19 protein-coding genes are annotated in these 21,671 nt (G+C 70.8%); 11 read left to right on the top strand and 8 right to left on the bottom strand.

What is annotated here, in order from left to right; genetic code table 11:
* Positions 1–2: 2 nt before the first annotated feature.
* The gene (gene lipA / locus GRX01_RS02605) at positions 3–947 is read right to left on the bottom strand and encodes a lipoyl synthase (RefSeq protein WP_159663072.1); all 945 of its coding nucleotides are present in this window, start codon (positions 945–947) and stop codon (positions 3–5) included.
* 199 nt (positions 948–1,146) lie between these two features.
* On the opposite strand from lipA, the gene GRX01_RS02610 reads away from it, so the two are divergent.
* Positions 1,147–2,565, top strand: a complete 1,419-nt coding sequence (locus tag GRX01_RS02610; protein ID WP_159663074.1) for an MATE family efflux transporter — start codon at positions 1,147–1,149, stop codon at positions 2,563–2,565.
* 79 nt (positions 2,566–2,644) lie between these two features.
* On the opposite strand, the gene uvrB is transcribed toward GRX01_RS02610, so the two are convergent.
* On the bottom strand, positions 2,645–4,729 hold the full coding sequence (uvrB, locus tag GRX01_RS02615; RefSeq protein ID WP_159663076.1) for an excinuclease ABC subunit UvrB: 2,085 nt from the start codon (positions 4,727–4,729) through the stop codon (positions 2,645–2,647).
* Between the two features lie 273 nt (positions 4,730–5,002).
* Between uvrB and GRX01_RS02620 the strand changes: the two genes are divergently transcribed.
* Complete coding sequence (locus GRX01_RS02620) at positions 5,003–5,275, top strand: DUF7553 family protein (RefSeq protein WP_159663079.1); 273 nt, start codon at positions 5,003–5,005, stop codon at positions 5,273–5,275.
* A 65-nt stretch (positions 5,276–5,340) separates the two neighbouring features.
* Complete coding sequence (locus GRX01_RS02625) at positions 5,341–6,489, top strand: tubulin/FtsZ family protein (RefSeq protein ID WP_159663081.1); 1,149 nt, start codon at positions 5,341–5,343, stop codon at positions 6,487–6,489.
* A 57-nt stretch (positions 6,490–6,546) separates the two neighbouring features.
* Here the strand turns inward: GRX01_RS02625 and GRX01_RS02630 are convergent, their stop codons facing one another.
* Positions 6,547–7,176, bottom strand: a complete 630-nt coding sequence (locus GRX01_RS02630; protein WP_159663083.1) for a transcription antitermination protein — start codon at positions 7,174–7,176, stop codon at positions 6,547–6,549.
* Positions 7,177–7,253: 77 nt separating this feature from the next.
* Here GRX01_RS02630 and GRX01_RS02635 point away from each other — a divergent pair, with 77 nt between their 5' ends.
* The gene (locus GRX01_RS02635; protein ID WP_159663085.1) at positions 7,254–8,831 is read left to right on the top strand and encodes a stage II sporulation protein M; all 1,578 of its coding nucleotides are present in this window, start codon (positions 7,254–7,256) and stop codon (positions 8,829–8,831) included.
* 93 nt (positions 8,832–8,924) lie between these two features.
* Positions 8,925–10,367, top strand: a complete 1,443-nt coding sequence (locus tag GRX01_RS02640; protein WP_201289478.1) for a PAS domain-containing sensor histidine kinase — start codon at positions 8,925–8,927, stop codon at positions 10,365–10,367.
* Positions 10,368–10,471: 104 nt separating this feature from the next.
* Here GRX01_RS02640 and GRX01_RS02645 read toward each other — a convergent pair whose 3' ends face one another.
* Complete coding sequence (locus GRX01_RS02645; protein ID WP_159663087.1) at positions 10,472–11,341, bottom strand: sulfurtransferase; 870 nt, start codon at positions 11,339–11,341, stop codon at positions 10,472–10,474.
* Positions 11,342–11,592: 251 nt separating this feature from the next.
* Between GRX01_RS02645 and GRX01_RS02650 the strand changes: the two genes are divergently transcribed.
* On the top strand, positions 11,593–12,375 hold the full coding sequence (locus tag GRX01_RS02650; protein WP_159663089.1) for a sulfurtransferase: 783 nt from the start codon (positions 11,593–11,595) through the stop codon (positions 12,373–12,375).
* A 9-nt stretch (positions 12,376–12,384) separates the two neighbouring features.
* On the opposite strand, the gene GRX01_RS02655 is transcribed toward GRX01_RS02650, so the two are convergent.
* A complete protein-coding gene (locus GRX01_RS02655; RefSeq protein WP_159663091.1) occupies positions 12,385–13,461 on the bottom strand; it encodes an AI-2E family transporter in 1,077 nt (358 codons plus the stop codon).
* Positions 13,462–13,579: 118 nt separating this feature from the next.
* On the opposite strand from GRX01_RS02655, the gene GRX01_RS02660 reads away from it, so the two are divergent.
* The 4 genes from GRX01_RS02660 (at position 13,580) to GRX01_RS02675 (ending at position 18,340) form a co-directional block, all read left to right on the top strand.
* Positions 13,580–14,761 carry a thiamine ABC transporter substrate-binding protein gene (locus GRX01_RS02660; protein ID WP_159663093.1) on the top strand — a complete coding sequence of 394 codons (1,182 nt, stop codon included), beginning with the start codon at positions 13,580–13,582 and terminating at the stop codon, positions 14,759–14,761.
* Positions 14,722–16,494, top strand: a complete 1,773-nt coding sequence (locus GRX01_RS02665) for an ABC transporter permease (protein ID WP_159663095.1) — start codon at positions 14,722–14,724, stop codon at positions 16,492–16,494. Before GRX01_RS02660 ends, GRX01_RS02665 begins: the two co-directional genes overlap by 40 nt.
* Positions 16,478–17,707, top strand: coding sequence for an ABC transporter ATP-binding protein (locus tag GRX01_RS02670; RefSeq protein ID WP_394351360.1), 1,230 nt, complete (start codon positions 16,478–16,480; stop codon positions 17,705–17,707). Before GRX01_RS02665 ends, GRX01_RS02670 begins: the two co-directional genes overlap by 17 nt.
* Before the next feature lie 108 nt (positions 17,708–17,815).
* Positions 17,816–18,340, top strand: a complete 525-nt coding sequence (locus GRX01_RS02675; RefSeq protein ID WP_159663097.1) for a DoxX family membrane protein — start codon at positions 17,816–17,818, stop codon at positions 18,338–18,340.
* A 42-nt stretch (positions 18,341–18,382) separates the two neighbouring features.
* Here GRX01_RS02675 and GRX01_RS02680 read toward each other — a convergent pair whose 3' ends face one another.
* Positions 18,383–19,075, bottom strand: a complete 693-nt coding sequence (locus GRX01_RS02680) for a class I SAM-dependent methyltransferase (RefSeq protein WP_159663099.1) — start codon at positions 19,073–19,075, stop codon at positions 18,383–18,385.
* Positions 19,076–19,242: 167 nt separating this feature from the next.
* On the opposite strand from GRX01_RS02680, the gene GRX01_RS02685 reads away from it, so the two are divergent.
* Positions 19,243–19,671, top strand: coding sequence for a hypothetical protein (locus GRX01_RS02685; RefSeq protein WP_159663101.1), 429 nt, complete (start codon positions 19,243–19,245; stop codon positions 19,669–19,671).
* A gap of 64 nt (positions 19,672–19,735) precedes the next feature.
* Here the strand turns inward: GRX01_RS02685 and GRX01_RS02690 are convergent, their stop codons facing one another.
* Positions 19,736–20,842, bottom strand: a complete 1,107-nt coding sequence (locus tag GRX01_RS02690; RefSeq protein WP_159663103.1) for an NADH:flavin oxidoreductase — start codon at positions 20,840–20,842, stop codon at positions 19,736–19,738.
* 127 nt (positions 20,843–20,969) lie between these two features.
* Positions 20,970–21,566 carry a hypothetical protein gene (locus GRX01_RS02695; protein WP_159663105.1) on the bottom strand — a complete coding sequence of 199 codons (597 nt, stop codon included), beginning with the start codon at positions 21,564–21,566 and terminating at the stop codon, positions 20,970–20,972.
* Between the last annotated feature and the right edge of the window lie 105 nt (positions 21,567–21,671).

A 21,671-nucleotide genomic window follows, 5' to 3' on the forward strand; every position in this document is an offset into this window, starting at 1 on the left:
TGTCAGTCGGCGGCGTGTGCGGCCTCGCGCGCCTCCTCGACGCTGGCGCCGTCGCGGACGAGCGCCTCGACGAAGAACTCGCCCGCCTTGTACGACGACCGGACCATCGGCCCGGAGGCGCAGTAGAGGAAGCCGAGCTCCTCCTCGGCGACGCGGGCCCAGGTGTCGAACGCGTCCGGGTGAACGTACTCGAACACGTCGAGGTGCGAGCGCGAGGGCTGGAGGTACTGCCCGAGCGTGACGATGTCGACGCCGACCCCCCGCAGGTCCCGCAGCGTGCGGTACACCTCGTGGTCGTACTCGCCGAGCCCGAGCATGACGCTCGTCTTCGTGCGGATGTCCGAGGTTCGGTCGACGCGCTCCAGCACGTCGAGGGTCTGCTGATAGTTGGCGCGACGGTCGCGCACGGGCCACTGGAGGCGCTCGACCGTCTCGACGTTGTGGGCGATCACGTCCGGTTCGGCGTCGATGATCCGGTCGACCGCCTCGGGGTCGCCCCCGAAGTCGGGGATGAGCACCTCGACGAGGATCGAGGCGTCGCGACGCTTGATCTCGCGGATCGTCTCCGCGAAGTGGCGGGAGCCGCCGTCGGCGAGGTCGTCGCGGTCGACGGAGGTGAGCACGACGTAGTCGAGCCCGATCTCCGCGACCGCGTCGGCGACGTTCGCCGGTTCGTCGGGGTCCAGCGGCTCCATTCCCCCGGTCTTCACGTCGCAGAAGTTGCAACCGCGCGAGCAGCGGTCGCCCATCAGCATGAACGTCGCCGTCCCGGGACCGTCGCCGGGGCCGCTTCCTCCCGACCAACACTCCCCGAGGTTCGGACAGTTCGCCTCCTCACACACCGTGTGGAGGTCGCGGTCGCGGAGGACGGACTTGATCTCGGTGAAGCGCCGACCGGACGGCGGGCGCATCTTCAGCCAGTCCGGCTTCCGCCGCCGACTACTCATACCTCACCGTTCGTCGCGGGGGGCAAAAACGTGCGGTATACCCCCCGATCGGGGCGTGGTCGGGAGACCGCCGGGACCGGCGCCGCGTCCGAACCAGCGGGTGAACGGGGTTGCGTGTCTTTTCCACGCATCGGATGTGATAACAGATTGAACCGATAGGGATTTATTATATCGCCAAGAGTGTGGAACAGACCCACGAATGTTCGACGTCTCCCCCGAGGAGATCACCGACGGACGATTGGGGAGAGCGCTCACGTTCCTCTCGATCCCGATCGTCGCTCAGCAGCTCGCGGTCACCGCACAGAGCATCGTCGACGTGCTCTGGCTGGGCCGCCTCAGCGGCGAGGCCGTCGCCGCCGTCGGCCTCGTGGCGCCGTTGATCGGGCTGATGACGGCGGCGGTCAACGGCGTGTTCACCGGCGAACACGTGCTCGTCTCCCAGCGCATCGGCGACGACGATGAACGGGGCGCCAGCCGAGCGGTGTTCCACGGGCTCGTCGCGGGCGTCGCGGTGATGCTGGGGATGGTGCTGATCACGAACGCGTTCGGCCGCCAGCTCACGGCGCTGTTCGATCCGGGAACCGAGGTCGCGCGGCTCGGCGCGATCTACCTCGGGACGATGGCCGTGGCGTACACCGTTTCGACCGTCAGCGACGTGTTCGAGTACGGGTTCATCGGCGCCGGCGACTCCCGCACCCCGCTGCTGGTGAACCTCCTGTCGATCGGGATCAGCATCGGGCTCGACCCGGTCCTCATCTTCGGCTACGGCCCGATCCCGGGGTACGGGATCGCGGGCGCCGCCTACGCGACGGCGATCGGCTTCGGCGTCGGCGCGCTCGTCATGATCGCCGCCGCACGCTCGGGACATCGGGGCTTCACGTTCCATCTCAACGCCGTCTCGCTCGACCTCGGGGAGTTCCGCGAACTCCTCACCGTCGGCGTCCCGAAGATCGGTCAGGGCGTCGCTCGACAGGTCGCCCGGCTCGTGGTCGTCGCGATCGTCTCCATCACCGGCGGCGCGGCCGCGCTCACCGCCTACACGATCGGCGCACGGGTCGCGACCGTCGTGTTCGTTCCAGCCGCCGCGATCGGCTCGGCCGGCACGACGCTCGTCGGACAGAACCTCGGCGCAGACAAGCCGGCCCGCGCGACGCGGGCGACGTGGCTCGCCGTCGGCATCGGTGCGATCGGCCTCGGCGCGATCGGCGTCGTCCAGTACCTCCTGCCGGAGGCCGTCGCCACGCTGTTCGTGCCCGGGATCGCGGGCGAGGCGCTGACGCTGACGGTCGCGTACCTCCAGATCCTCGCGCTCGGCTACTGGGCGCTCGGGACGATCTGGACGGTCGAGGCCGGGTTCAACGGCGCCGGCCGCACGGACGTGAGCATGTACGCGACGATGCTGCAGTACTGGGGCGTTCGGGTGCCGATCGCCGCGATCGGCGCGTTCGTCCTCGGGTGGGGGGCGCTCGGCCCGTTCTGGGCGGTGACGATCTCGAACGTCGTCGCCGCCGTCGGGCTCGTCGGCTACTTCCGCCACTCGACGGGGGAGGGACTCCACGAGCGGGCGGCCGACAGCGCCGGCGGCGACGGCGAGACCGGGGTCGCGGCCGGCGACTGAACCGTCCGAGCGCGTCCGGGTGCGTCCAGGTGCGCCCGAACGCGTCCGGGCCGAACAGGTGGCCGGACCGGCCCGAGGATCAGAAGCCGTCGTCGCCGGGGGCGATCCCCTCGTCGTCCTCCGCGGGCGGCTCGATCCCGACCTCCTCCGGGTCCACGTCGAACTCCCGGCGGAGGTCCTGCATGCGGTCGCGGATGTCCGCCGCCAGCTCGAACTCCAGGTTGCTCGCGGCCTCCTCCATGCGCTCCTCCAGCGCCCGAATGCGCGCCTGCGCCTCCTCCTCGTCGGCCACGTCGTCGCCCGAGACGCCCGAGGTGTCGGTCTTCGACCCGGGGAGGTTCGTCTCGCCGATCTCCTTGTCGATCGTCCGAGGCTCGTAGCCGTGCTCCTCGTTGAACGTCCGCTGGATCTCGCGGCGGCGGTTCGTCTCCCCGATGGCCGCCTCCATCGCGCTCGTCGTCTCGTCGGCGTAGAGGATCACCTCGCCCTCGACGTTGCGGGCGGCACGGCCCATCGTCTGCACGAGCGTCGTCTCCGACCGGAGGAACCCCTCCTGGTCGGCGTCGAGGATGGCGACGAGCGAGACCTCGGGGATGTCGAGCCCCTCCCGCAGGAGGTTGATGCCGACGAGCACGTCGATCTCGCCGAGCCGCAGGGAGCGGATGATCTCGTGGCGTTCGAGGGTGTCCGTCTCGTCGTGCATGTACGCCACCTCGACGCCGGCCTCCTCGAGGTACTCCGTGAGGTCCTCGGCCATCCGCTTCGTCAGGGTGGTGACGAGGGTGCGCTCGCCGCGCTCGATCCGGTCGTCGATCCGGTCCATCAGGTCGTCCACCTGCCCCTGGGCGGGCTCGATCGTCACCTCGGGGTCGACGAGGTGGGTCGGCCGGACGATCTGTTCGACGATCTGATCGGACCGCTCGCGCTCGTAGTCGCCCGGCGTCGCCGAGACGTACAGCTTGCGGTCGGTCTTCTCCTCGAACTCCTCGAAGGTGAGCGGACGGTTGTCGTAGGCGGTGGGGAGCCGGAACCCGTTGCCGACCAGCGAGTCCTTGCGTGACTTGTCGCCCTCGTACTGCCCCTTGATCTGCGGGAGCGTCTGGTGGGACTCGTCGACGACGGTGAGGAAGTCGTCGGGGAAGTAGTCGAGCAGCGTGTGCGGCGCGTCGCCGGACTCCCGGTCCGAGAGGTGGACGGAGTAGTTCTCGATGCCCGAGCAGTAGCCCGTCTCCTGGAGCATCTCGATGTCGAAGGTGGTCCGCTCCTCGATGCGCTGGGCGGCGACGAGGTCTCCCTGTCGCTCGAAGTGCGAGACGCGTCGCTCCATCAGCTCCCGGATCTCGGAGACCGCCTGGTCGATCTGCTCCTCGGGGATCGAGTAGTGCTCGGCGGGGTGGATCATCACCGCGGGCTCCTCGCTGACGACCTCGCCGTCGACGACCGCGACCTTGCGCAGGCGGTCGATCTCGTCGCCCCACAGTTCGATGCGGACGGCGTGGCGACCGTACATCGGGAACACCTCGACGGTGTCGCCGCGCACCCGGAAGGTGCCCTGCTGGAAGTCCACGTCGTTGCGCTCGTAGTTGAGGTCCACGAGCGTCGCGAGCAGCTCGTCGCGACCGATCTCCTGGCCGACTTCGAGTTCCAGCGCCATCCGCCGGTAGTTCGCGGGGTCGCCGAGGCCGTAGATGGCCGAGACGGAGGCGACGACGATCACGTCGTCACGCGTCAGCAACGACCGCGTCGCGGAGTGCCTGAGGCGGTCGATCTCGTCGTTGATGGACATCTCCTTGTCGATGTAGGTGTCCGTCTGCTCGACGTACGCCTCCGGCTGGTAGTAGTTGTAGTAGGAGACGAAGTACTCGACGGCGTTGTCGGGGAACAGGTTCCGGAACTCCTCGTACAGTTGGGCCGCGAGCGTCTTGTTGTGGGCGATGACGAGCGTCGGGGTGTTCAGCTCCTCGACGACCCACGAGACGGTGTTGGTCTTCCCGGAGCCGGTGACTCCCAGGAGGGTCTGCTCGCTCATCCCGGACTCGAACCCGTCGACGAGCTGGCGGATCGCGTCGGGCTGGTCGCCCGCGGGGTCGAACGGGGCGTCGACGCGGAACGGCTTCTCGGCCTCGGGACGGTCCGGCGAGAGGGGTCCCTCGGATTCGCTCATTGGCGGTTTGTGGGGGTGGAGACACTTGACGAGCGCGGTCGAGTGAGTGAGGGAGCGGAGCGACCGACCGAACGAGACCGCGGCCAACGACGACGAGGTGTACGCGGCCGAGTGTAACGAGGCCGCGTAGCCCGAGTCGTCCACAAAGAGAGCCCAGTCGACTGACCGAACGAGACCGCGGCCATGGGGGAGCGTGATCGGGGCCCGTCACGGACGCCGGCGACGTTCGCGAGCGCCGAAACGCATACCACCCGAAACCGAGAACCCGCAGACATGACGCGACAACTCCTCGTGGACGCGGCAGAGCACGCCGAGCGCGCGGCCGAAGCCGTCGACGACGGGACCGCCGAGCGACTCGCCGGCGTCGCCGACGACCTCCGGGCGGTCGCCGACGAGAGTCGGTCCGGCCCGGATCACGGCTGGATGGCGAAGCGGATTAACACGCTCCGAGAGGCCACGAGCAACGCGGACGAGGGGGTACGCGAACACGCCGACGCGGCGATCGAGTCGATCAGCGAGTACCGCGAGGGCGTCCCCGGCGTCTGAGTCGAGGCGGGACGCGAACGCGGATCGGGACCGCGATTTATCACCGACGACGACAACGTCCGGCCATGAAGGTCGGACTCATCGCCGTCGGACAGGCGGGCGGCAAGATCGCCGACGCGCTGCTGCGGTACGAGCGAAACGCCGGCGTCGACATCGTCGCCGACGCGGTCGCGGTCAACACCGCCCGCGCGGACCTCCTCGGGTTGCGCGAGATCGATCCCGAGCGGCGCGTGCTCATCGGCGGCGACCGAGTGAAGGGTCACGGCGCCGGGGCGGACAACGAACTCGGCGCCGAACTCGCCCGCGACGACATCGACGAGGTCCGCGACGCCGTCGACGCGATCCCGACGAGCGACGTGGACGCGTTCCTCGTGGTCGCCGCGCTCGGCGGGGGAACCGGATCCGGCGGCGCGCCGGTGATCTGCCGGGAGCTTCGGCGGATCTACGAGGAGCCCGTCTACGCCCTCGGCGTGCTCCCCGCCCGCGACGAGGGCGGCATCTACACGCTCAACGCGGCCCGGTCGCTCAAGACCGTCGTCGAGCACGCCGACGGAACGCTGCTGTTCGACAACGACGCCCACCGCGAGTCCGGCGAGAGCCTCGCCGGCGGCTACGGTCGCGTGAACGACGAGATCGCTCGGCGACTCGGCGTCCTTCTCTCGGCCGGGGAGGCGCGGGATCCGACCCCCGAGAAGGTGGTCGACGCGAGCGAGATCATCAACACGCTCGGACGCTCGGGCGGGGTGGCGTCGCTCGGCTACGCCTCGGCGCCGCTGGAGCGCAAGCGCGGGCTGTTCGGCGGCCGAAAGCAGATCGCGGAGGACGCGCTCGCGTCCACGACGCGCGTGACCGCGACCGTCCGGCGGGCGGCGCTGGGCGGGCTGACGCTTCCATGCGAACTCTCGAACGTCGAGCGGGCACTCGTCGTCGTCAGCGGACCGCCGGAGACGATCTCGCGCGAGGGAGTCGAGGACGCGCGCCGGTGGCTGGAGGAGGCGACCGGCACGCCGGAGGTGCGCGGCGGCGACTACCCGCTTCGCGACACCGACCACCTCGCGGCCGCGGTCCTCCTCGGCGGCGTCACCGAGGCGCCGCGGCTGGCGGAGGTGCGCACGGCGGCTATCGAGGCCCAGCGCAACGTCGCCGACATCGCGGAGCGATCCGGGCTGTCAGCGGGCATCTGGGACGCCGAAGGGCTCGATCCGCTGTTTTGAGTCTCCGTCGAGTCGACGGACGGTCTCGAGCAACCGGCGACCGATCCACGGCCGACCTCAGCAGACGTTCTTCGGCTTGACGCCCATACCCTCCAGCGTCGCGACGTAGTCGTCGTAGGCGGCCTCGACGACGGCGTCGGCGGCGTCACGGGCGACGGCCCGGTCCTCGTCTCCGTCGCACACCGCCGAAAGCACGTCGAGTGCGTCCTCGAGGTTCTCCGCCAGGTCGTCGCGGATCCCGCGGAAGTCGTTCGAGGACGCCGGGTCCGCGTCCCCCACGAAGAAGCCGACCGTCTGTTCGGCGCGGGTGTGGGCGACGACCAGTCGCCCGTACAGCCCGCCGACGCGTTCGACGGTGTCAGTCAGGTCGGCGAGCGCGTCGTACTCCGGATACTCGTGGGGGTCGTCCGCCTCGGCGTCGAAGTCGGCGTCGGCCACGTCCCGGTGCCCGCGGGCGTCCTCGGCGACGTCGCCGAACAGCGCCGCGGCGTCGCCGTTGGCCTCGTCGGCGCTCCACGACTCGAAGGTCCGCCCGGCGAGCGCGAACTCGGCGGCGACGGCGGTGCGGACGGCGTCGGCGTCCATCTCGCCGCCGGCGAGCGCGTACAGCGACTTCGAGGATCCGAGCCGCGAGAGGGGCGTTTCGTTGTCGTCGCGGAACTCCTCGGAGAAGGCGTCTGCGTCCATGCACGAGCGTACGCCCGTGTGGCGCTTGAATCCCCCGCCAGCGACACGCTTACCAATCGCGCCGGAGAGTCGGAAATATGTCACGTCCCTCCGACGAGTCGCGATCCGTCTCGACCGCCCTCAGCGCGGCCGGACGGCTCCTCCGCGATCGTCCCGCCGCGGTCCTCCCCGCGTACCTCCTCTCGATCGGCCTCACCGCCGCCGCCCGCGTCCCACTGACGGTCGGGATCGGCGTCGCCGCGGCGTCGCTCGCGGCGACCGATCGGCTCGAACCGCTGGCGCGTGCCGCCGTCGAGTTCCAAGAGGCCGCCCGCGAGTCCGCCTCCGGGACCGGGTCCGACCCCGCCTCGATGGGGGGTGTCCCCCCGGAAACGGCCGCGGAAATGGCCGACGCCGCGGCCAACGTCGTGACGCCGACGGTCGTCGCTGCGATCGGGGCCGGGGTCGTCGGCGCCGTGATCGTCGGCCTGCTCGCGGGCGCGCTCGGGTCCGCGGTGACGTACGGGACCGTCCGGGCCGGGCTCGACGGGCGCGCGCCGCTCGTCGCCGGCGTCCGGTCGGCCGGCCGGTGGCGGACGTTCCTCGGGCTCACCCTGGTGCGCGCGGCCGTCGCGCTCGTCGCGGTGGGGCTCCCGCTGTTCGTGGGGCTGTCCCTCGCGGTCTCGCCGACGGCGATCGCGGGCGACGCCGCGAGCGTGGCCGCGGTCCTGGTGACGGTCGCGCTCGTGGGCCTCGGCGGCCTGCTCGTCCTCCTCGCGTACTTCCTGCTCGCGTTCGCGGAGCCGGCCGCGATCGTCGACGACGTCGGAACCGTCGACTCGATCCGCGCGAGCCTCGGGTTCGTTCGCGCCCACCCGGCGCACGCGCTCGCGTTCGCACTCGTCGCCGTGGGCGGCTACGTCGCGGTCGCCGTCGCGGTCACCGTCGCGAACGCCGCGGGGGCGGGGAGTCTCGGCGGGATCGTGTTGCCGCTGCTGGTCGCGCCGCTGCTCGAGGCCGGGTCGACGGCGCTGTACGCGGGCGGCGACGGCCCGGACCGGGTCGACCGACCGGGGGTCGGCGTCCGGATACGGCGGGTGCTCCGACGGGGGTGGAGCGAGCTCGCTCGCTTCGTCCGCGGCCGTCCGCTCCCGGTGCTCGCCGCGCTCGCGACGCTCGCGGGCGGGATCGCCGCCGGGTACGTCACGACCGCGAAGTACGGGGTGACCGCGTCCGGTCCGAGCGACGTGGCCGGCGTGTTCGGCGCGGTCCCGATCGGGCCGTTCGTCACCATCGCGGCCAACAACTGGCTCGTGAGCGCGGGGCTGGCGTACGGCGGCGTGGCGTTCGGCGTCCCCGCGGTGTCGGGGCTGCTGTTCAACGGGGTCCTCGTGGGCGCGCTCGCGGGCGTGTTCGACCGGACCGCGTTCCTCGCGCTCGTGGCGCCACACGGCGTCCTCGAACTCCCGGTTATCGCCGTCGCAGGGGGGCTCGGCCTCCACCTCGGCGGCGTCGGCTGGCGCGCGGTTCGGGGCCGAGCGGCCGCCGAGGCCGTCGCCGACGAACTGGAGCGGGCGGCGTACGTACTCGTCGGGATCGGGGTCCTGTTGGTCGTCGCCGCCGCCATCGAGGCGTTCATCACGCCGCGGATCGCGGCGGCGATCCTCGGCGGGTAGCGGCGTCGTCGACGGGGGGAGCCGCCGGTGACCCGTATCAGCGGTGAGATATCCGCGCACACCTTTTTATCGTCGCGTCTCACGAACGCGTCCATGGGCGATCCGTCCCTCGGTGAGTTGCTCCTCGACCACGCGCAGGACACGGTCGCCGTGGTGACCGAGGACGGGACCGTCACGTACGTCAACGCCGCGGTCGAGGCGACCCTCGGCTACGAGCCCGAGGAGCTCGTCGGCGAGAACGCCTTCGAGTACGTCCATCCTGACGACTCGCCGATGGTGCGCCGGGAGTTCTACGCGATGTGCCGGGCGGACGACTACGACGAGACGACCATCACGTACAGGTATCGAACCCGCGACGGCGACTGGGTGTGGCTCGAGAGCCGGATGTCGAACCTGACCGACGAGCGTGTCGACGGCTACGTCGTGAGTTCTCGTGACATCACCGACCGGATCGCGGCCGAGGAGACACGCGAGGAGGCCGCCGCGCGGTTGAACACGATCGCGTCGGTGTCGAGCGACGTGCTCTGGCTGTTCTCGGGAGACTGGTCGGAGGCGCTGTTCGTGAACGGCGCCGTCAGGGACATCTACGGGATCGGTCCCGAGCGGCTGTACGACGACCCGGTGGCGTTCCTCGACGCGATCCACCCGGACGACGTGACGCGGGTGATCGACGCGATGGAACGTCTCAGCGACGGAGAGTCGGTCGACATCGAGTACCGTGTCAACGCCCGCGAGGACTTCAGCCGGTGGGTGTGGGTCCAGGCGGTGCCGATCGTCGAGGACGGGGTCGTCACCCGGATCGCGGGGTTCAGTCGGGACGTCACCGAACGCCACCGGCGGGAACAACACCTGGTCGTGATGGACAACCTCCTCCGACACAACCTCCGAAACGACCTCAACGTCATCCTGGGGGCGGCCGAACAGATCGCCGCCGATCACCCCCAGACCACGCCGCTGACCGAGCAGATCCGGACGACTGGCAACCGGCTGCTCCGGACCGCGACCAAGGAACGGCGGATCATCGAGTTGCTCGTCGACCGGCGGTTCCGCGAGCGGGTCGACCTCGGCGAGGCGATCGAAACCGCCATCGAACGCGCTCGGCATCGCTACCCGAACGCCGTCGTCGACTACTCGCTGGAGTTCGACGACGACGAGCTGCCGGTCGTTCCCTCGCTGACCAGAACCGCTGTGGCAGAGCTGATCGAGAACGGGATCGTTCACTGCGACGACGAGCGGCCGCGCGTCGACATCGCCGTCAGCGGCGAGGACGGGACCGTGGAGGTCGAGATCACGGACGACGCCGCCGCGCTCCCCGACGTCGAGGTGAACGTACTGACCGGCGCCCACGAGTTCGGCAGGGACCCGATCAACCACAGCGGAGGGCTCGGCATCTGGCTCGTCTACTGGTGCATCGAGCTCTCGAACGGGGACATCACGGTCGAACACGCCGACGAGAACGGGAACCGTATCCGTCTCTCCGTTCCGGCGCGCACGGGCGAGACGCGGGAACGAACCGCGGAACCGTCCTCGACGTAGTGACGGTGATGGCGGGGAATAGCTGCGACACCGCTCTACGGTGACTTGAACGGCCCGAGGACCGCCCCGGCGTCTTCCGAGGCCTCCCTACGGTCGGCCTCGCTTCACTCGCCGCCGGGCTCGCTGCCCTTCACGATCGGCGCGCGGACGAGGTTCCCCCACTCGGTCCAGGAGCCGTCGTAGTTGACGGTCTGGTCTGCGCCCACGAGCTCGTGGAGCGCGAACCACGCGACCGACGAACGCTCGCCGATGCGGCAGTACGCGACGATCTCGTCGTCGCCGTCCGCGAGCACGTCGTCGTACAGCTCCTCCAGTTCCTCCTTGGTCTTGAACGTCCCGTCGTCGTTGGTGACGGAGGCCCACGAGATGTTGCGAGCGCCGGGGATGTGGCCGCCGCGCTGGGCGGTCTCCTGCAGGCCCGGCGGGGCGAGGATCTCGCCGCTGTACTCCTCGGGCGAGCGAACGTCGACGAGGGGAACGCCCGCGCCGATGGCGTCGTCCACGTCGTCGCGGTACGCGCGGATGGACTCGTCGGGCTCGTCGGCGGTGTAGGTCGTCTCGGGGAACGACGGCACCTCGTCGGTGGTCGGATAGTCGTTCTCCAGCCAGTACTCGCGGCCGCCGTCGAGCAGCTTCACGTCGTCGTGGCCGTAGTACTTGTACTGCCAGTAGGTGTAGGCGGCGAACCAGTTCGAGTTGTCGCCGTAGAGGACGACCGTCGAGTCCTCGCTGATGCCGTGTTCGGCGTTCAGCGCCTCGAAGTCCTCCTTCGTGAGCACGTCGCGCTGGGTCTGGTCCTGGAGGTCCGTCTCCCAGTTGAAGCCGATGGCGCCGGGCGCGTGTTCGGCGTCGTAGGCCTCGGTGTCGACGTCCACCTCCACCAGTCGGTGCGCCGCGTCGTCGGACTGGAACTCGTCGAGGCGTTCCTCCACCCAATCGGCGTCGACGAGTACGTCCTTCGCGTAATCTGACATTGCAAACGTGGGTACGCCTCCCTCCCGTATAATACCCGCAGCCCCGGCAGAGGCGGCCAATCGTCTCCTGAACCGGAACATGTTGCCACGTTATTTGTCGACCACAGCGGGACACCTGTCACCGGGGACGGACCGCGACTGCCGGCAGGGCGAGGGCGATCCGGAAGCGGCAACAATCTCTCTTTTCTCTGACGCGCTGCGGGCGTCGCCGGGTCGGCCGGCCTTTTGTTCGCGCCTCTCGAACGGCGGGTATGAGCGACACCTTCGTCCCCGCCGCGTGGCTCGCGGACGAACTGGACGATCCCGACGTCCGCGTCGTCGACGTGCGCGATGCGTGGGAGTACGACGGCATCGGCCACGTCCCGGGCGCCGTCTCGATCCCGTTCGACGAGTTCCGGTCGGAAGCCGGCGACGAGGGGATGCTCCCCGGCGCCGACCGCTGGGCGGACCTCCTCTCGGCGGCCGGGATCGAGGAGGGCGACGAGATCGTCGCCTACGACGACGAACACGGCGTGTTCGCGGCGCGGTTTCTCGTGACCGCGGAGCTGTACGGCCACGATCCCGGGCGGCTACACGTCCTCGACGGCGACTACAGCGCCTGGAGCCGCGAGCGCGAGACGACCCGCGAGGCTCCGGATCCCGAGCCGACGGACTACGAACCCGGCGACCCCGTCCGGTCGCCGCTCGTGGGGTTCGAGGCGGTCGAGAATCGGCTCGACGGCGACGCGGTGATCGTCGACACCCGCGATCCCGACGAGTACGCCGCGGGCCACCTCCCGGGCGCGGTGAACCTCGACTGGCTCGAACTGGTCGACCCCGACACCCGGGGACTGAGATCTCGCGGGGACCTGGAGTCGATCCTCGCCGACCGCGGGATCACTCCGGACCGGGAGGTTCTCCTGTACTGCAACACCGCTCGGCGGATCAGTCACACGTACCTCGTGCTCCGCCATCTCGGGTACGAGGACGTGCTGTTCTACGAAGGGAGCCTCACCGAGTGGGAGGAGCGCAGCGGGGAGATCGTGACCGAGTAGCCGCGCACGTCAGGGTGCCGGCTCGTCGTCGGTCTCCGGCGGCGTTCCGTCGGCCGACGGCTCCGGGTTCGGATCCGCACTCCTCCCGGGGAGCTGTTGTTGGGTGCTCACCCCGTTGTCCGAGAGCAGGCGCACCGTCTCCGCCAGCAGCGCGACGACGAGCGGCCCGACCACGAACCCGACCGGTCCCAGCGTGAGCAGGCCGCCGACGAAGCCGACGAAGTACACCGAGACGGGGAGGTCGGTGGCGCCGCCGGCGAGCCGCGGGCGGATCACCGCGTCGGGAACGAAGCCGACGAGGACGATCCCGACGACGAGGACGATCGTCGCGCGGAAGGCGTTGCCCGCGACGAGGTCGACGACAGCCAGCGCGGCGATGACGATGCTCGGCCCGAGCACCGGGACGAACTGAAGCACGCCCGCGACGACCGCCAGCGCGAACGCCGAGTCGTACCCCAGCGCCACGAAGGTGACCAGCCCGAGGGCGAACGTCGCCACGGCGGTCGCCCCCTGGAGGACGTAGATGGCCCGCAGCGTCGACGCCGTGCGGCGGTGGAGCGCGAAGAGCACGTCGTGGTACTCCCCCGGGCACAGCCGCAGCGCGGCCACGCGCGGCGCGTTCGGCTTCAGCAGGAGCCCGTACACGAGGATGACGAACACGACCAGCTTCAGCGCGATGACCGGGGCCGCCGCCGCCAGCGAGATCGCCAGCCCCCGGAGGGTCGACTGCGCGGTCTGGAACACCGGTGCCGTCTCCAGCACGTACGTGAACGCCCCGAGGTCGATGACGATCCGGTCGGGGATCGTCCCGAGGAACGCGAGCAGGTCCATCCGCCGTCGATACAGCACGTACGCCAGCGGCATGGCGAGCGCCACGACCCCGAGGAAGCCCGCGGCCGTGGCGGCGCCGGCGGCGATCCGCCGGGAGTAGCCGTACCCGCTCACCAGCTCCCGGAAGGGGTACAACACGTACGCGACGGTGATCGCGAACACCACCGTCGAGAGGACGCTCCGGAGAACGAAGGCCGCGAGGACGAGGAGACCGGCCAACAGCGCCGCGATCGCGGTGCGTCGACTGGGCTGCATACGCCTACGCCACACTGCCGGTACAAAGTCGTTGTCCGTCCGCACCCGTTCGATTCCCGCCATCGGGCTCGACCGCGAACCGCGGAGGTTAATTATCTCCGAGTGTGACCACCCGGTAATGACAGACGCGAACGGACGAAGCAGACGGCGGTTCCTCAGGGCGGTCGGCGCCGCCGGCGTCGCCGGGCTTGCCGGGTGTTCGGCAGAACCCACCGGCGACGAGGCGACCAGCGAGCCGCCGGCCGGGACCGACGACGACCAGACGACGACCGCGGCCACGACGACCGGCGAGCCGACCGAGTCGATGGCGGACACGCTGGTCGTCGCGACGTACCCGCCGTTCGTGAACGCGCCGTCGACCAGCCCGGGGGCGTGGCTGAAGCGGGAGTTCGAGTCCGAGTTCGACGCGACGCTCGTCTACCAGACGCCCGACTCCGAGCTCAACTACTACATCGAGCGCGCGGTACAGGGCGTCGACTTCGAGGCCGACGTGTACGTCGGACTCGACACCGGACAGCTCATCGACGTGGACGGACAGCGCGGCGAGGGGCAGTTCACGGACCCGCTGTTCGCCGAGGCGGGGGAGATCGATGGGATCGACACGATCCGTGACGGCCTGCAGTTCGACCCGCAGGGGCGGGCCGTCCCGTTCGACACCGGCTACATCTCGATGGTGTGGAACGCGACGATGGACGACGGCGAGTTCGTCGCCCCCGAGACGTTCGAGGAGCTGACCGAGCCCGAGTTCGAGGGCGACCTCATCGCGCAGAACCCGACCACCTCGACGACCGGCGAGGCGTTCATGCTCCACACCATCGACGCCTTCGGCGCTGACGGCTACCTCGACTACTGGGAGCGCCTCCAGGACAACGGCGTCACCGTCCTCGGGAGTTGGTCGGACTCCTATTCCGCGTATCTGAGCGAGGAGGCGCCGATGATCGTCTCCTACTCCACCGACCAGGTGTTCGCCTCGGCGGAGGGGCAGGACCTCGACAAACACCAGATCCGGTTCCTGAACGACCAGGGCTACGCCAACCCGGAGGGGATGGCCCGGTTCGCCGACAGCGACGCCCCCCGCCTCGCCGAGGCGTTCATGGAGTTCATGCTCCGGCCGGAGATCCAGGCCGGGATCGCCCAGCGTAACGTCGCGTTCCCGGCGATCGCGGACGCGCCGCTGCCCGACGACTACGCGCAGTACGCCAAGGAGCCGCCCGAGTCGGTCACCTTCACGTACGACGAACTCGAAGCGAACCTCGGCACATGGACCGACGAGTGGGCGCGGCGCTTCGCCGGCGGGTGAGCGACGCCCGGCCCGGTCGACTCCTCCGTCGCGCCCGGGCCGCCGGCCCCGCGGCGCTCGCGGAGCGCTCCGCGTTACCCCTGCTGGCTGCCGTCACGGCCCTCCTCCTCGCGGTGTTGTTCTACTACCCGGTGGCGACGGTGTTCGTCGACGCCGTCGTCGAGGACGGCCGAGTCACCTTCGGCCCGCTCGTCGAGGTGCTCACCGACGAGTTCTACCTCGTGCGCGTGCTGGGGTTCACCGCGTATCAGGCGCTGCTGTCCACCCTGCTGAGCGTCCTCCTCGGGCTGCCGGGGGCGTGGGTGCTCGCCCGCTTCGAGTTCCGCGGCCGCGACACGCTCCGGTCGGTGACGATGGTTCCGTTCGTCGTCCCGTCGGTGCTCGTCGCCGCCGCCTTCTACGCCACGTTCGGCGCGAAGGGAACGCTCAACGCCGCGCTGTCCGCGGTCGGGCTTCCGGAGCTCGATCTGCTCCCGTCGCTGGGGGCGATCCTCGTCGCGCACGCGTTCTACAACGCTCCGCTCGTGACGCGGGTCGTCGCCGCCGCGTGGGAGTCCGTCGACGCCGGCGCCGTCGAGACGGCCCGCTCGCTGGGCGCCTCACGGCGGCGCGCGTTCCGCGACGTGGTGGTTCCGCAGCTGCTCCCCGCACTCCTGACGGGCGCGACGCTGACGTTCGTGTTCACGTTCGCGACGTTCGCCATCCCGCTGGCGCTGGGCGGCTCGCAGTACGCCACCATCGAGGTGTTCATCTACTCGGCCCGGCGGCAGCTGGAGTACGGCCGCGCCGCGTCGCTTGCGGCGCTGGAGACCGGCGTCTCGCTGTCGCTGATGGCGCTGTACCTCCGGTACGAGCGCGCGCAGGCGGCCGAGCGCCGCGGGGTCCGGACGCTCGCACGCCGGCCGCTGTGGCCCGACTCCTGGAGCCGCGAGCGCGCCGCGCGTCGGCTCGCGATCGCCGGCTACGCCGTCGTCGTCGCGTTCGTGTTCGTCGCACCGCTCGCGAGCATGCTCTACGCCAGCGTCAGCGTCGACGGGCGGTTCACGCTCGACGCCTACCGGTTCCTCCTGGAGCGGCAGGCGACCGGCGCGACGTTCCAGGTGAAACCGTTCCCCGCGATCGTCAACTCGCTGGTGTTCGGGGCGGCGGCGCTCGCGGTCGCGCTCCCGCTCGGCGTCGCGATGGGCGTGCTCACGACCCGGCGGTTCCGCGGGCGCTGGCTCGTCGACGCGCTGTCGATGGCGCCGCTCGCGGTGTCGGGGATCGTCGTCGGCCTCGGGCTGCTCCGCGGGCTCGTGTTCGGGTTCGAGGCGTTCGGCTACCGGTTCACCGTCACCGGCGCCGTCGCCATCGTCGCCGCCCACGCGGTCGGCGCCTACCCGTTCGTCGTGCGGACGGTCGCCCCGCCGCTGGACCGCCTCGACCGGGCGCTCGTCGAGTCGGCGCGGGCGCTCGGCGCCTCTCGCGCACGAACCGTCCTCGACGTCGAGCTGCCGCTCGTGTGGCCGGGCGTCGTCGCCGGCGCCGCGTTCGCGTTCGCCATCTCCATCGGCGAGTTCGACGCGACCGTCATCCTCGCCGAGGGCGGCGGGACCTACACCATGCCCGTCGCCGTCGAGCGGTTCATCGGCCGGCGGCTCGGTCCCGCGACGGCCATGGGGACGGTGTTGCTGGCGGTGACGGCCGCCTCGTTCGTCGTCATCGAGCGCGTCGGGGGTGAGTTCCGTGGGTGAGGCGTCCGGGCCGGCCGAGCGGTCCGATCCGGCGGTTCGGGTGGAGGACCTCCGCGTCGAGTACGGGTCGACGACCGCGCTCGACGGCGTCGACGTGACCGTCGAGGAGGGCGAGTTCTTCACCCTCGTCGGCCCGTCGGGGTGCGGAAAGACGACCACGCTCCGGTGTCTCGCCGGCTTCGAGGAGCCGACCGCGGGCTCGATACACATCGCCGGCGAGTCGATGGCGGGCGTTCCACCCGAATCGAGGGGGATCGGCGTCGTGTTCCAGAGCTACGCGCTGTTCCCGCACATGAGCGTCGGCGAGAACGTCGCCTACGGCCTCCGCTTCTCGGGGCCGCCGGAGGGGACCACGAAACACGAGCGCGTCGAGGAGCTGCTCGAACTCGTGGACCTCCCGGGGTTCGCCGACCGCGACCCGGACACGCTCTCGGGCGGCCAACAGCAGCGAGTGGCGCTCGCGCGGGCGCTCGCGCCCGAGCCGCGGCTCCTCCTGCTCGACGAGCCGATGTCGGCGCTGGACGCACGCCTGCGCGAGCGCCTCCGGGTGCAGGTGCGGGAGATCCAGCGAGAACTGGGCATCACGACGGTGTACGTCACCCACGATCAGGAGGAGGCGCTCTCGGTCTCCGACCGCGTCGCCGTCGTGGACGGCGGCCGGATCGAGCAGGTCGGCCGGCCCCGCGAGCTGTACGACGCGCCGGCGACCCGGTTCGTCGCGGAGTTCCTCGGCGACAACAACGTGTTCGCTGGGTCGGTCGTCGCCGGGGGCGACCGCGTCCGCGACGCGGCGGCCGCCCGGGACGACGGCGGCGACCCCCTGCGCCTCCGCGTCGACGGAGGCGGGACGCTCCCCCTCCCGAGCGACGTGGCGGAGGATGCCCGTGACGGCGACCGCCTCGTCGTCTGCGTGCGCCCCGAACGGATCCGGGTCCACGCTTCCGGCGACGGCGACCGCGAGGGCGAGAGAGCCGGTGATCGCGTCGGCGGCAACGGTGGGACGGGGAGGGGGACGGGGGCGGACCCGGATGGGGCGTTGCTGGCGACGACCGTCGAGAGCACCGAGTTCCTCGGCGACGCGACGCGACTCCACTGCGACTGGAACGGCGTCGCCGTGACCGTCCGAACCGACGGGAGCCGGTCCTTCGACGTCGGCGAACCCGTGACCCTCGGTGTCGACCGCGCGGACGTTCGGGTCGTCGAGCGCTCGTGAGCGGTGGCGAGCTGGTATATAACTGAGCCGGTGGGTCCCCGGCTGAGGGAACCACCCTCCGGGTTCCTCCGGTTGAAGGTCGTTGTCTCAGGTGTAGGAGGAACGAACATGTCGACAACCACCGCAACCGAGACGAGATTCGACTTCGGGACCCACCGCGTCGGGAACGTGGGCGCGTACTGGCTGGTCGCCCTGCGCCTGATCACCGGCTGGTGGTTCCTGCAGGCGGGCGTGACGAAGCTGATCGCTCCCGAGCCGTTCGCCGCGGGCGGGTGGCTGGCGAACGCGACCGGAGCGAGCCCCGTCCACGGTCTGTTCGTGTGGGTGGCGAACACCCCGTGGCTGCTCGCGTTCACCGACGTGGCCGTTCCCGTGGGCGAGGCGCTCATCGGCCTCGGCCTGGTCCTCGGCGCGCTCACCCGGCTGGCCGCGTTCTTCGGCGGCGTCCTGATGGTGCTGTTCTACCTCGGGAACGCCGACTGGGCCCACGGCTACGTCAACGGCGACCTGCTCGGCCTGGTCGCGTTCGTGACCGTCGGCGTGTTCGCCGCCGGCCGCGTGCTCGGGGTCGACGGTCTGCTGGCCGAGCGGTTCGACCTCCGGAAGGACGGGCTGCTTCGCTGGCTCCTGTGAGCCGTCCGGCGGTCGCCGCTCTTCTCTTTGAGGCAGTCGTCGTCAGGGGACGACGCCGACGGTGAGCAGCGTCCCGAACTCCCGGTAGCGCTCGACCATGGCCTCGCGGGAGTCCCAGTTCTCCGTCGGGAACTCCCCGGCCGGCGGGATGTCGATCTCCGTGTCGGCGACGTTGTCCTGTTCGGCGACGTGGAGTCCGGCCTCGCGGAAGGCGTCGCGGTACTCGGACGCGTCCCAGCGGGTCATGTCGACCGAGATGTGTTCCTGCCAGTCGTGGCTGTGGACGTTCTCCTCGTAGTAGTTGACCGCACAGTGGAACGTGCCGCCCGGTCTCAGGACGCGAGCGACCTCCCGGAGCGTCTCGATCGGGTCTGCGCTGTAGTAGAACGCCTCCATCGTGAACGCGTGGTCGAGGGAGTCGTCGTCGAACGGGAGGTGCCCGAAGTCGCCGACGACGAATCCGAGATCGGCGGCCGGCGAGGCGTCGAGGGCGTACTCGCGGGCGTTGTGTGTCATCTCGGGGGCACCGTCGAGGCCGTACCCGCGGGCCATTCCGGTCGAGTCCGCGAGCGCACGAAGCGCGTACCCGCTCCCGGTACCCAGATCGAGCACGCGGTCGCCGTCCTCGACGGGCATCCGCGCGAGCACGTGCTTCGCGGTGTGCCAGTGTCGCTCCTCCATCCCCTTGTCCCGGCCGTCGGCGGCCCAGGCGTCGAACTCCTCTCGAACGCTCATGGCCGCGCGTTCGCGCCCGGCGTGTAATACCCCGGCGGTGTCGGCCGAGGTGAGTGTCACTGTGGCGTGTAAGGGGTGGCCACGGCGACTGAGTGAAACTGCGGCGATGCAGTGAAGCTGCGGTGGCGGGGTGAGGCTTTAGGGTGGACGCGGGCCAAGCGGGGGGTATGCACGTCCGGGACGCGGTGGAGGCCGACGCCGAGGCGCTGGGGGCCATCGCCGACGCGCCGTCGGACGCGATGCGGGGGCTGGTCCACGACCGGACGGTCCGCGTCGCCGTCGACGAGGAGGCGGCGACCGACCCGAACGAGGACGTCGACGCGGATCCCGACGACCTCCTCGGGTTCGTCAGCTTCGACGTCCGCGGCGACGCCGTACACGTCACGCAGTTCGGCGGCACCCGCGAGGCCGCCGAACGGCTGCTCGCCGAGCCGCTTCGCTTCGCGGCGAACGAGGGACTGGCCGTCGAACTGCTCGCGATCGAGGGCGAGGACGATCTCAGGGACGCCGCCGAGAGCGCCGGGTTCGAGGCGACGGGGCCGGGACCGCGGTTCGAGGGGAAGGCGACGACGCGTTACCGAGTCGAGCGGCCGTAGTACGGGAACGCCGACGGGAGGCGAGCGGAGGCGAGAGCCGACCCCCTCGTCGATCAGTCGTCGATCAGTCGTCGCTCGGGACCTCGGGATCGCTGAGGGAGGCGTCCGGCTGGAACACGACGCCGGGGTCGAGTTCCTCGAGCGACTCGCCCGTCCGGACGCGGTCGGGCCAGTCGTGGTTCGCCAGCGCGCCCGTCCCCAGCGTGATCAGGTCGGCGCCGTCCGCCAGCGCCGCCCGCGCGTTCTCGGGGTCGCCGAGGCCTCCGTTGGCGATCACGGCGACACCGTCGTCGACGTGTTCGACGGCCAACTCCGCGAGTGTCCGGTCGGTGTCGGGAACCTCCGGCGCGGTCGCGTCGCCGCCGGTCACGTGGACGTAGTCGGCGCCGGCGGCCGACAGCGCGGCGAACAGCGCCTCGGCGGTCTCCTCGCCGTCGGGCCAGACCCGCTCCTCGTCGGTGACTGCGGCCTGTGAGGCGCGGACGCCGACGACGAACTCGTCAGGCGTGGCCTCGTCGATGGCCGCGGTGACCTCGGCGGGGAAGCGCGCGCGGCTCTCCGGCGAGCCGCCGTACTCGTCGTCGCGGTCGTTGACGAGGGGGTCGACGAACTCGTGGAGGAGGTAGCCGTTGGCGGCGTGGACCTCGATGCCGTCGAAGCCGGCGTCGACCGCCCGTTCGGCGGCCGCGACGAACCCCTCCCGGACCTCGTCGAGCCCCTCGGCGTCGAGCGCGTCGGCCTGGGGGAACTCGCCGGAGCCGCCGTACAGCTCGGCCATCTCGCCCGGCGGGCGGTAGTCCGACGGGGCGACGGAGTCGTAGCCGTAGCGGTTGCCTTGCGCCTGTGCGCCGGCGTGCATGAGCTGTGCGAGGATCGGACTGCCCTCCTCGTGGACGGCGTCGACGACCGGCTTCCAGGACTCCGCCTGCTCGTCGGTCGCGAGCCCGGGCTGGTTGTCGTAGCCCTGACTGTGGGTCGCGTCCGGGTGGACGCCCTCGGTGAGGAGGAACGAGAAGCCGCCGCGGGCGAAGGAGGCGTAGTAGCGGGCCATGCGCTCGGTCGCGTGGCCCTCGTCGGTCGCGCTCGTGCGGGTCATCGGCGCGAGGCCGACGCGGTTGTCGAGGGTGTGGCCGTTCAGTTCGAACTGGTCGAACAGAGCGTCGTCATTCATCACCCTCACGTACCGCGGTCCGGGTGAAAAGGGGCCGGCGGACGTGCGCGGATCGCCACACGACAGGTGGGGTAGCGCGTGACACGATCACGGAACGGATGCGACGAAGGACCCGGCTCGCCGCCACTCACCCCGCGAACGAGTCGGGGTCGGACCCCTGTCGCACCGCCGTCGTCTCGTCGGTTTCCACGTTCACGATCATCGCCTGACCGCCGTAGCCGTGCGTTCGGTCGTGGCCGCGGACGACCACCTCGCGCACCCCGTCCGGGATCGGGACCGTCGCCGACCGGGTGAACTCCCGCGTCCCGTGGGCGTGGAGGAGGTCGCGTCGGCCGAGGCGCTCGCCGTCGCAGGTCTCGACCTGCCACCAGTTCGCGTAGCCGTCCTCGCCGTCGTCATCGTGGTACAGCGTCACGTCGAAGCGACACTCCCCACCGTCACAGTCGACCGAGACCGCCGTGACGTTGGCCTCGCGGAGGTCGAGGTCGCCGTCGGCGGTCGCGGGTCCGTCGGAGTGCTCCGTGGTCGTCGCGACGGCGGTTCCGTCGGTGTCGGCCGTCGTCGCGGGGGCGGAGTCTGTCGTCGTCTCGGGAGTGGTGTCCCCGGCGTCGGTGTCCGCCGTCGACGAGTTGTCGCCGGCGCCGTCGAGACAGCCGGCGAGCGCGAGGGCCGACGCGCTCGCCGCGGCGACGACCAGTTCCCGGCGGGATGGGAACGGAGGCATACCGGCGCGTACGTCGTCCACACGAAAGAACCCTCTCGCAGTTCGGGATGGCGCGAACGCGGTGCGGTCGCGGGTCGCCAGTTCACTCGCCGCGAGCGAGGAGGA

It is taken from the genome of Halobaculum saliterrae, from assembly GCF_009831625.1.
GTDB lineage: Archaea > Halobacteriota > Halobacteria > Halobacteriales > Haloferacaceae > Halobaculum > Halobaculum saliterrae.

Bases quoted from the DNA above. Each gene is read 5' to 3' on its own strand.
- GRX01_RS02640 (WP_201289478.1), top strand. From the start codon at position 8,925: ATGGGCGATCCGTCCCTCGGTGAGTTGCTCCTCGACCACGCGCAGGAC.
- GRX01_RS02690 (WP_159663103.1), bottom strand. From the start codon at position 20,842: ATGAATGACGACGCTCTGTTCGACCAGTTCGAACTGAACGGCCACACC.
- GRX01_RS02645 (WP_159663087.1), bottom strand. From the start codon at position 11,341: ATGTCAGATTACGCGAAGGACGTACTCGTCGACGCCGATTGGGTGGAG.
- GRX01_RS02635 (WP_159663085.1), top strand. From the start codon at position 7,254: ATGTCACGTCCCTCCGACGAGTCGCGATCCGTCTCGACCGCCCTCAGC.
- GRX01_RS02695 (WP_159663105.1), bottom strand. From the start codon at position 21,566: ATGCCTCCGTTCCCATCCCGCCGGGAACTGGTCGTCGCCGCGGCGAGC.
- GRX01_RS02610 (WP_159663074.1), top strand. From the start codon at position 1,147: ATGTTCGACGTCTCCCCCGAGGAGATCACCGACGGACGATTGGGGAGA.
- GRX01_RS02675 (WP_159663097.1), top strand. From the start codon at position 17,816: ATGTCGACAACCACCGCAACCGAGACGAGATTCGACTTCGGGACCCAC.
- GRX01_RS02660 (WP_159663093.1), top strand. From the start codon at position 13,580: ATGACAGACGCGAACGGACGAAGCAGACGGCGGTTCCTCAGGGCGGTC.
- lipA (WP_159663072.1), bottom strand. From the start codon at position 947: ATGAGTAGTCGGCGGCGGAAGCCGGACTGGCTGAAGATGCGCCCGCCG.
- GRX01_RS02655 (WP_159663091.1), bottom strand. From the start codon at position 13,461: ATGCAGCCCAGTCGACGCACCGCGATCGCGGCGCTGTTGGCCGGTCTC.
- GRX01_RS02685 (WP_159663101.1), top strand. From the start codon at position 19,243: ATGCACGTCCGGGACGCGGTGGAGGCCGACGCCGAGGCGCTGGGGGCC.
- GRX01_RS02620 (WP_159663079.1), top strand. From the start codon at position 5,003: ATGACGCGACAACTCCTCGTGGACGCGGCAGAGCACGCCGAGCGCGCG.
- GRX01_RS02650 (WP_159663089.1), top strand. From the start codon at position 11,593: ATGAGCGACACCTTCGTCCCCGCCGCGTGGCTCGCGGACGAACTGGAC.
- GRX01_RS02630 (WP_159663083.1), bottom strand. From the start codon at position 7,176: ATGGACGCAGACGCCTTCTCCGAGGAGTTCCGCGACGACAACGAAACG.
- GRX01_RS02625 (WP_159663081.1), top strand. From the start codon at position 5,341: ATGAAGGTCGGACTCATCGCCGTCGGACAGGCGGGCGGCAAGATCGCC.
- GRX01_RS02680 (WP_159663099.1), bottom strand. From the start codon at position 19,075: ATGAGCGTTCGAGAGGAGTTCGACGCCTGGGCCGCCGACGGCCGGGAC.
- uvrB (WP_159663076.1), bottom strand. From the start codon at position 4,729: ATGAGCGAATCCGAGGGACCCCTCTCGCCGGACCGTCCCGAGGCCGAG.
- GRX01_RS02665 (WP_159663095.1), top strand. From the start codon at position 14,722: ATGGACCGACGAGTGGGCGCGGCGCTTCGCCGGCGGGTGAGCGACGCC.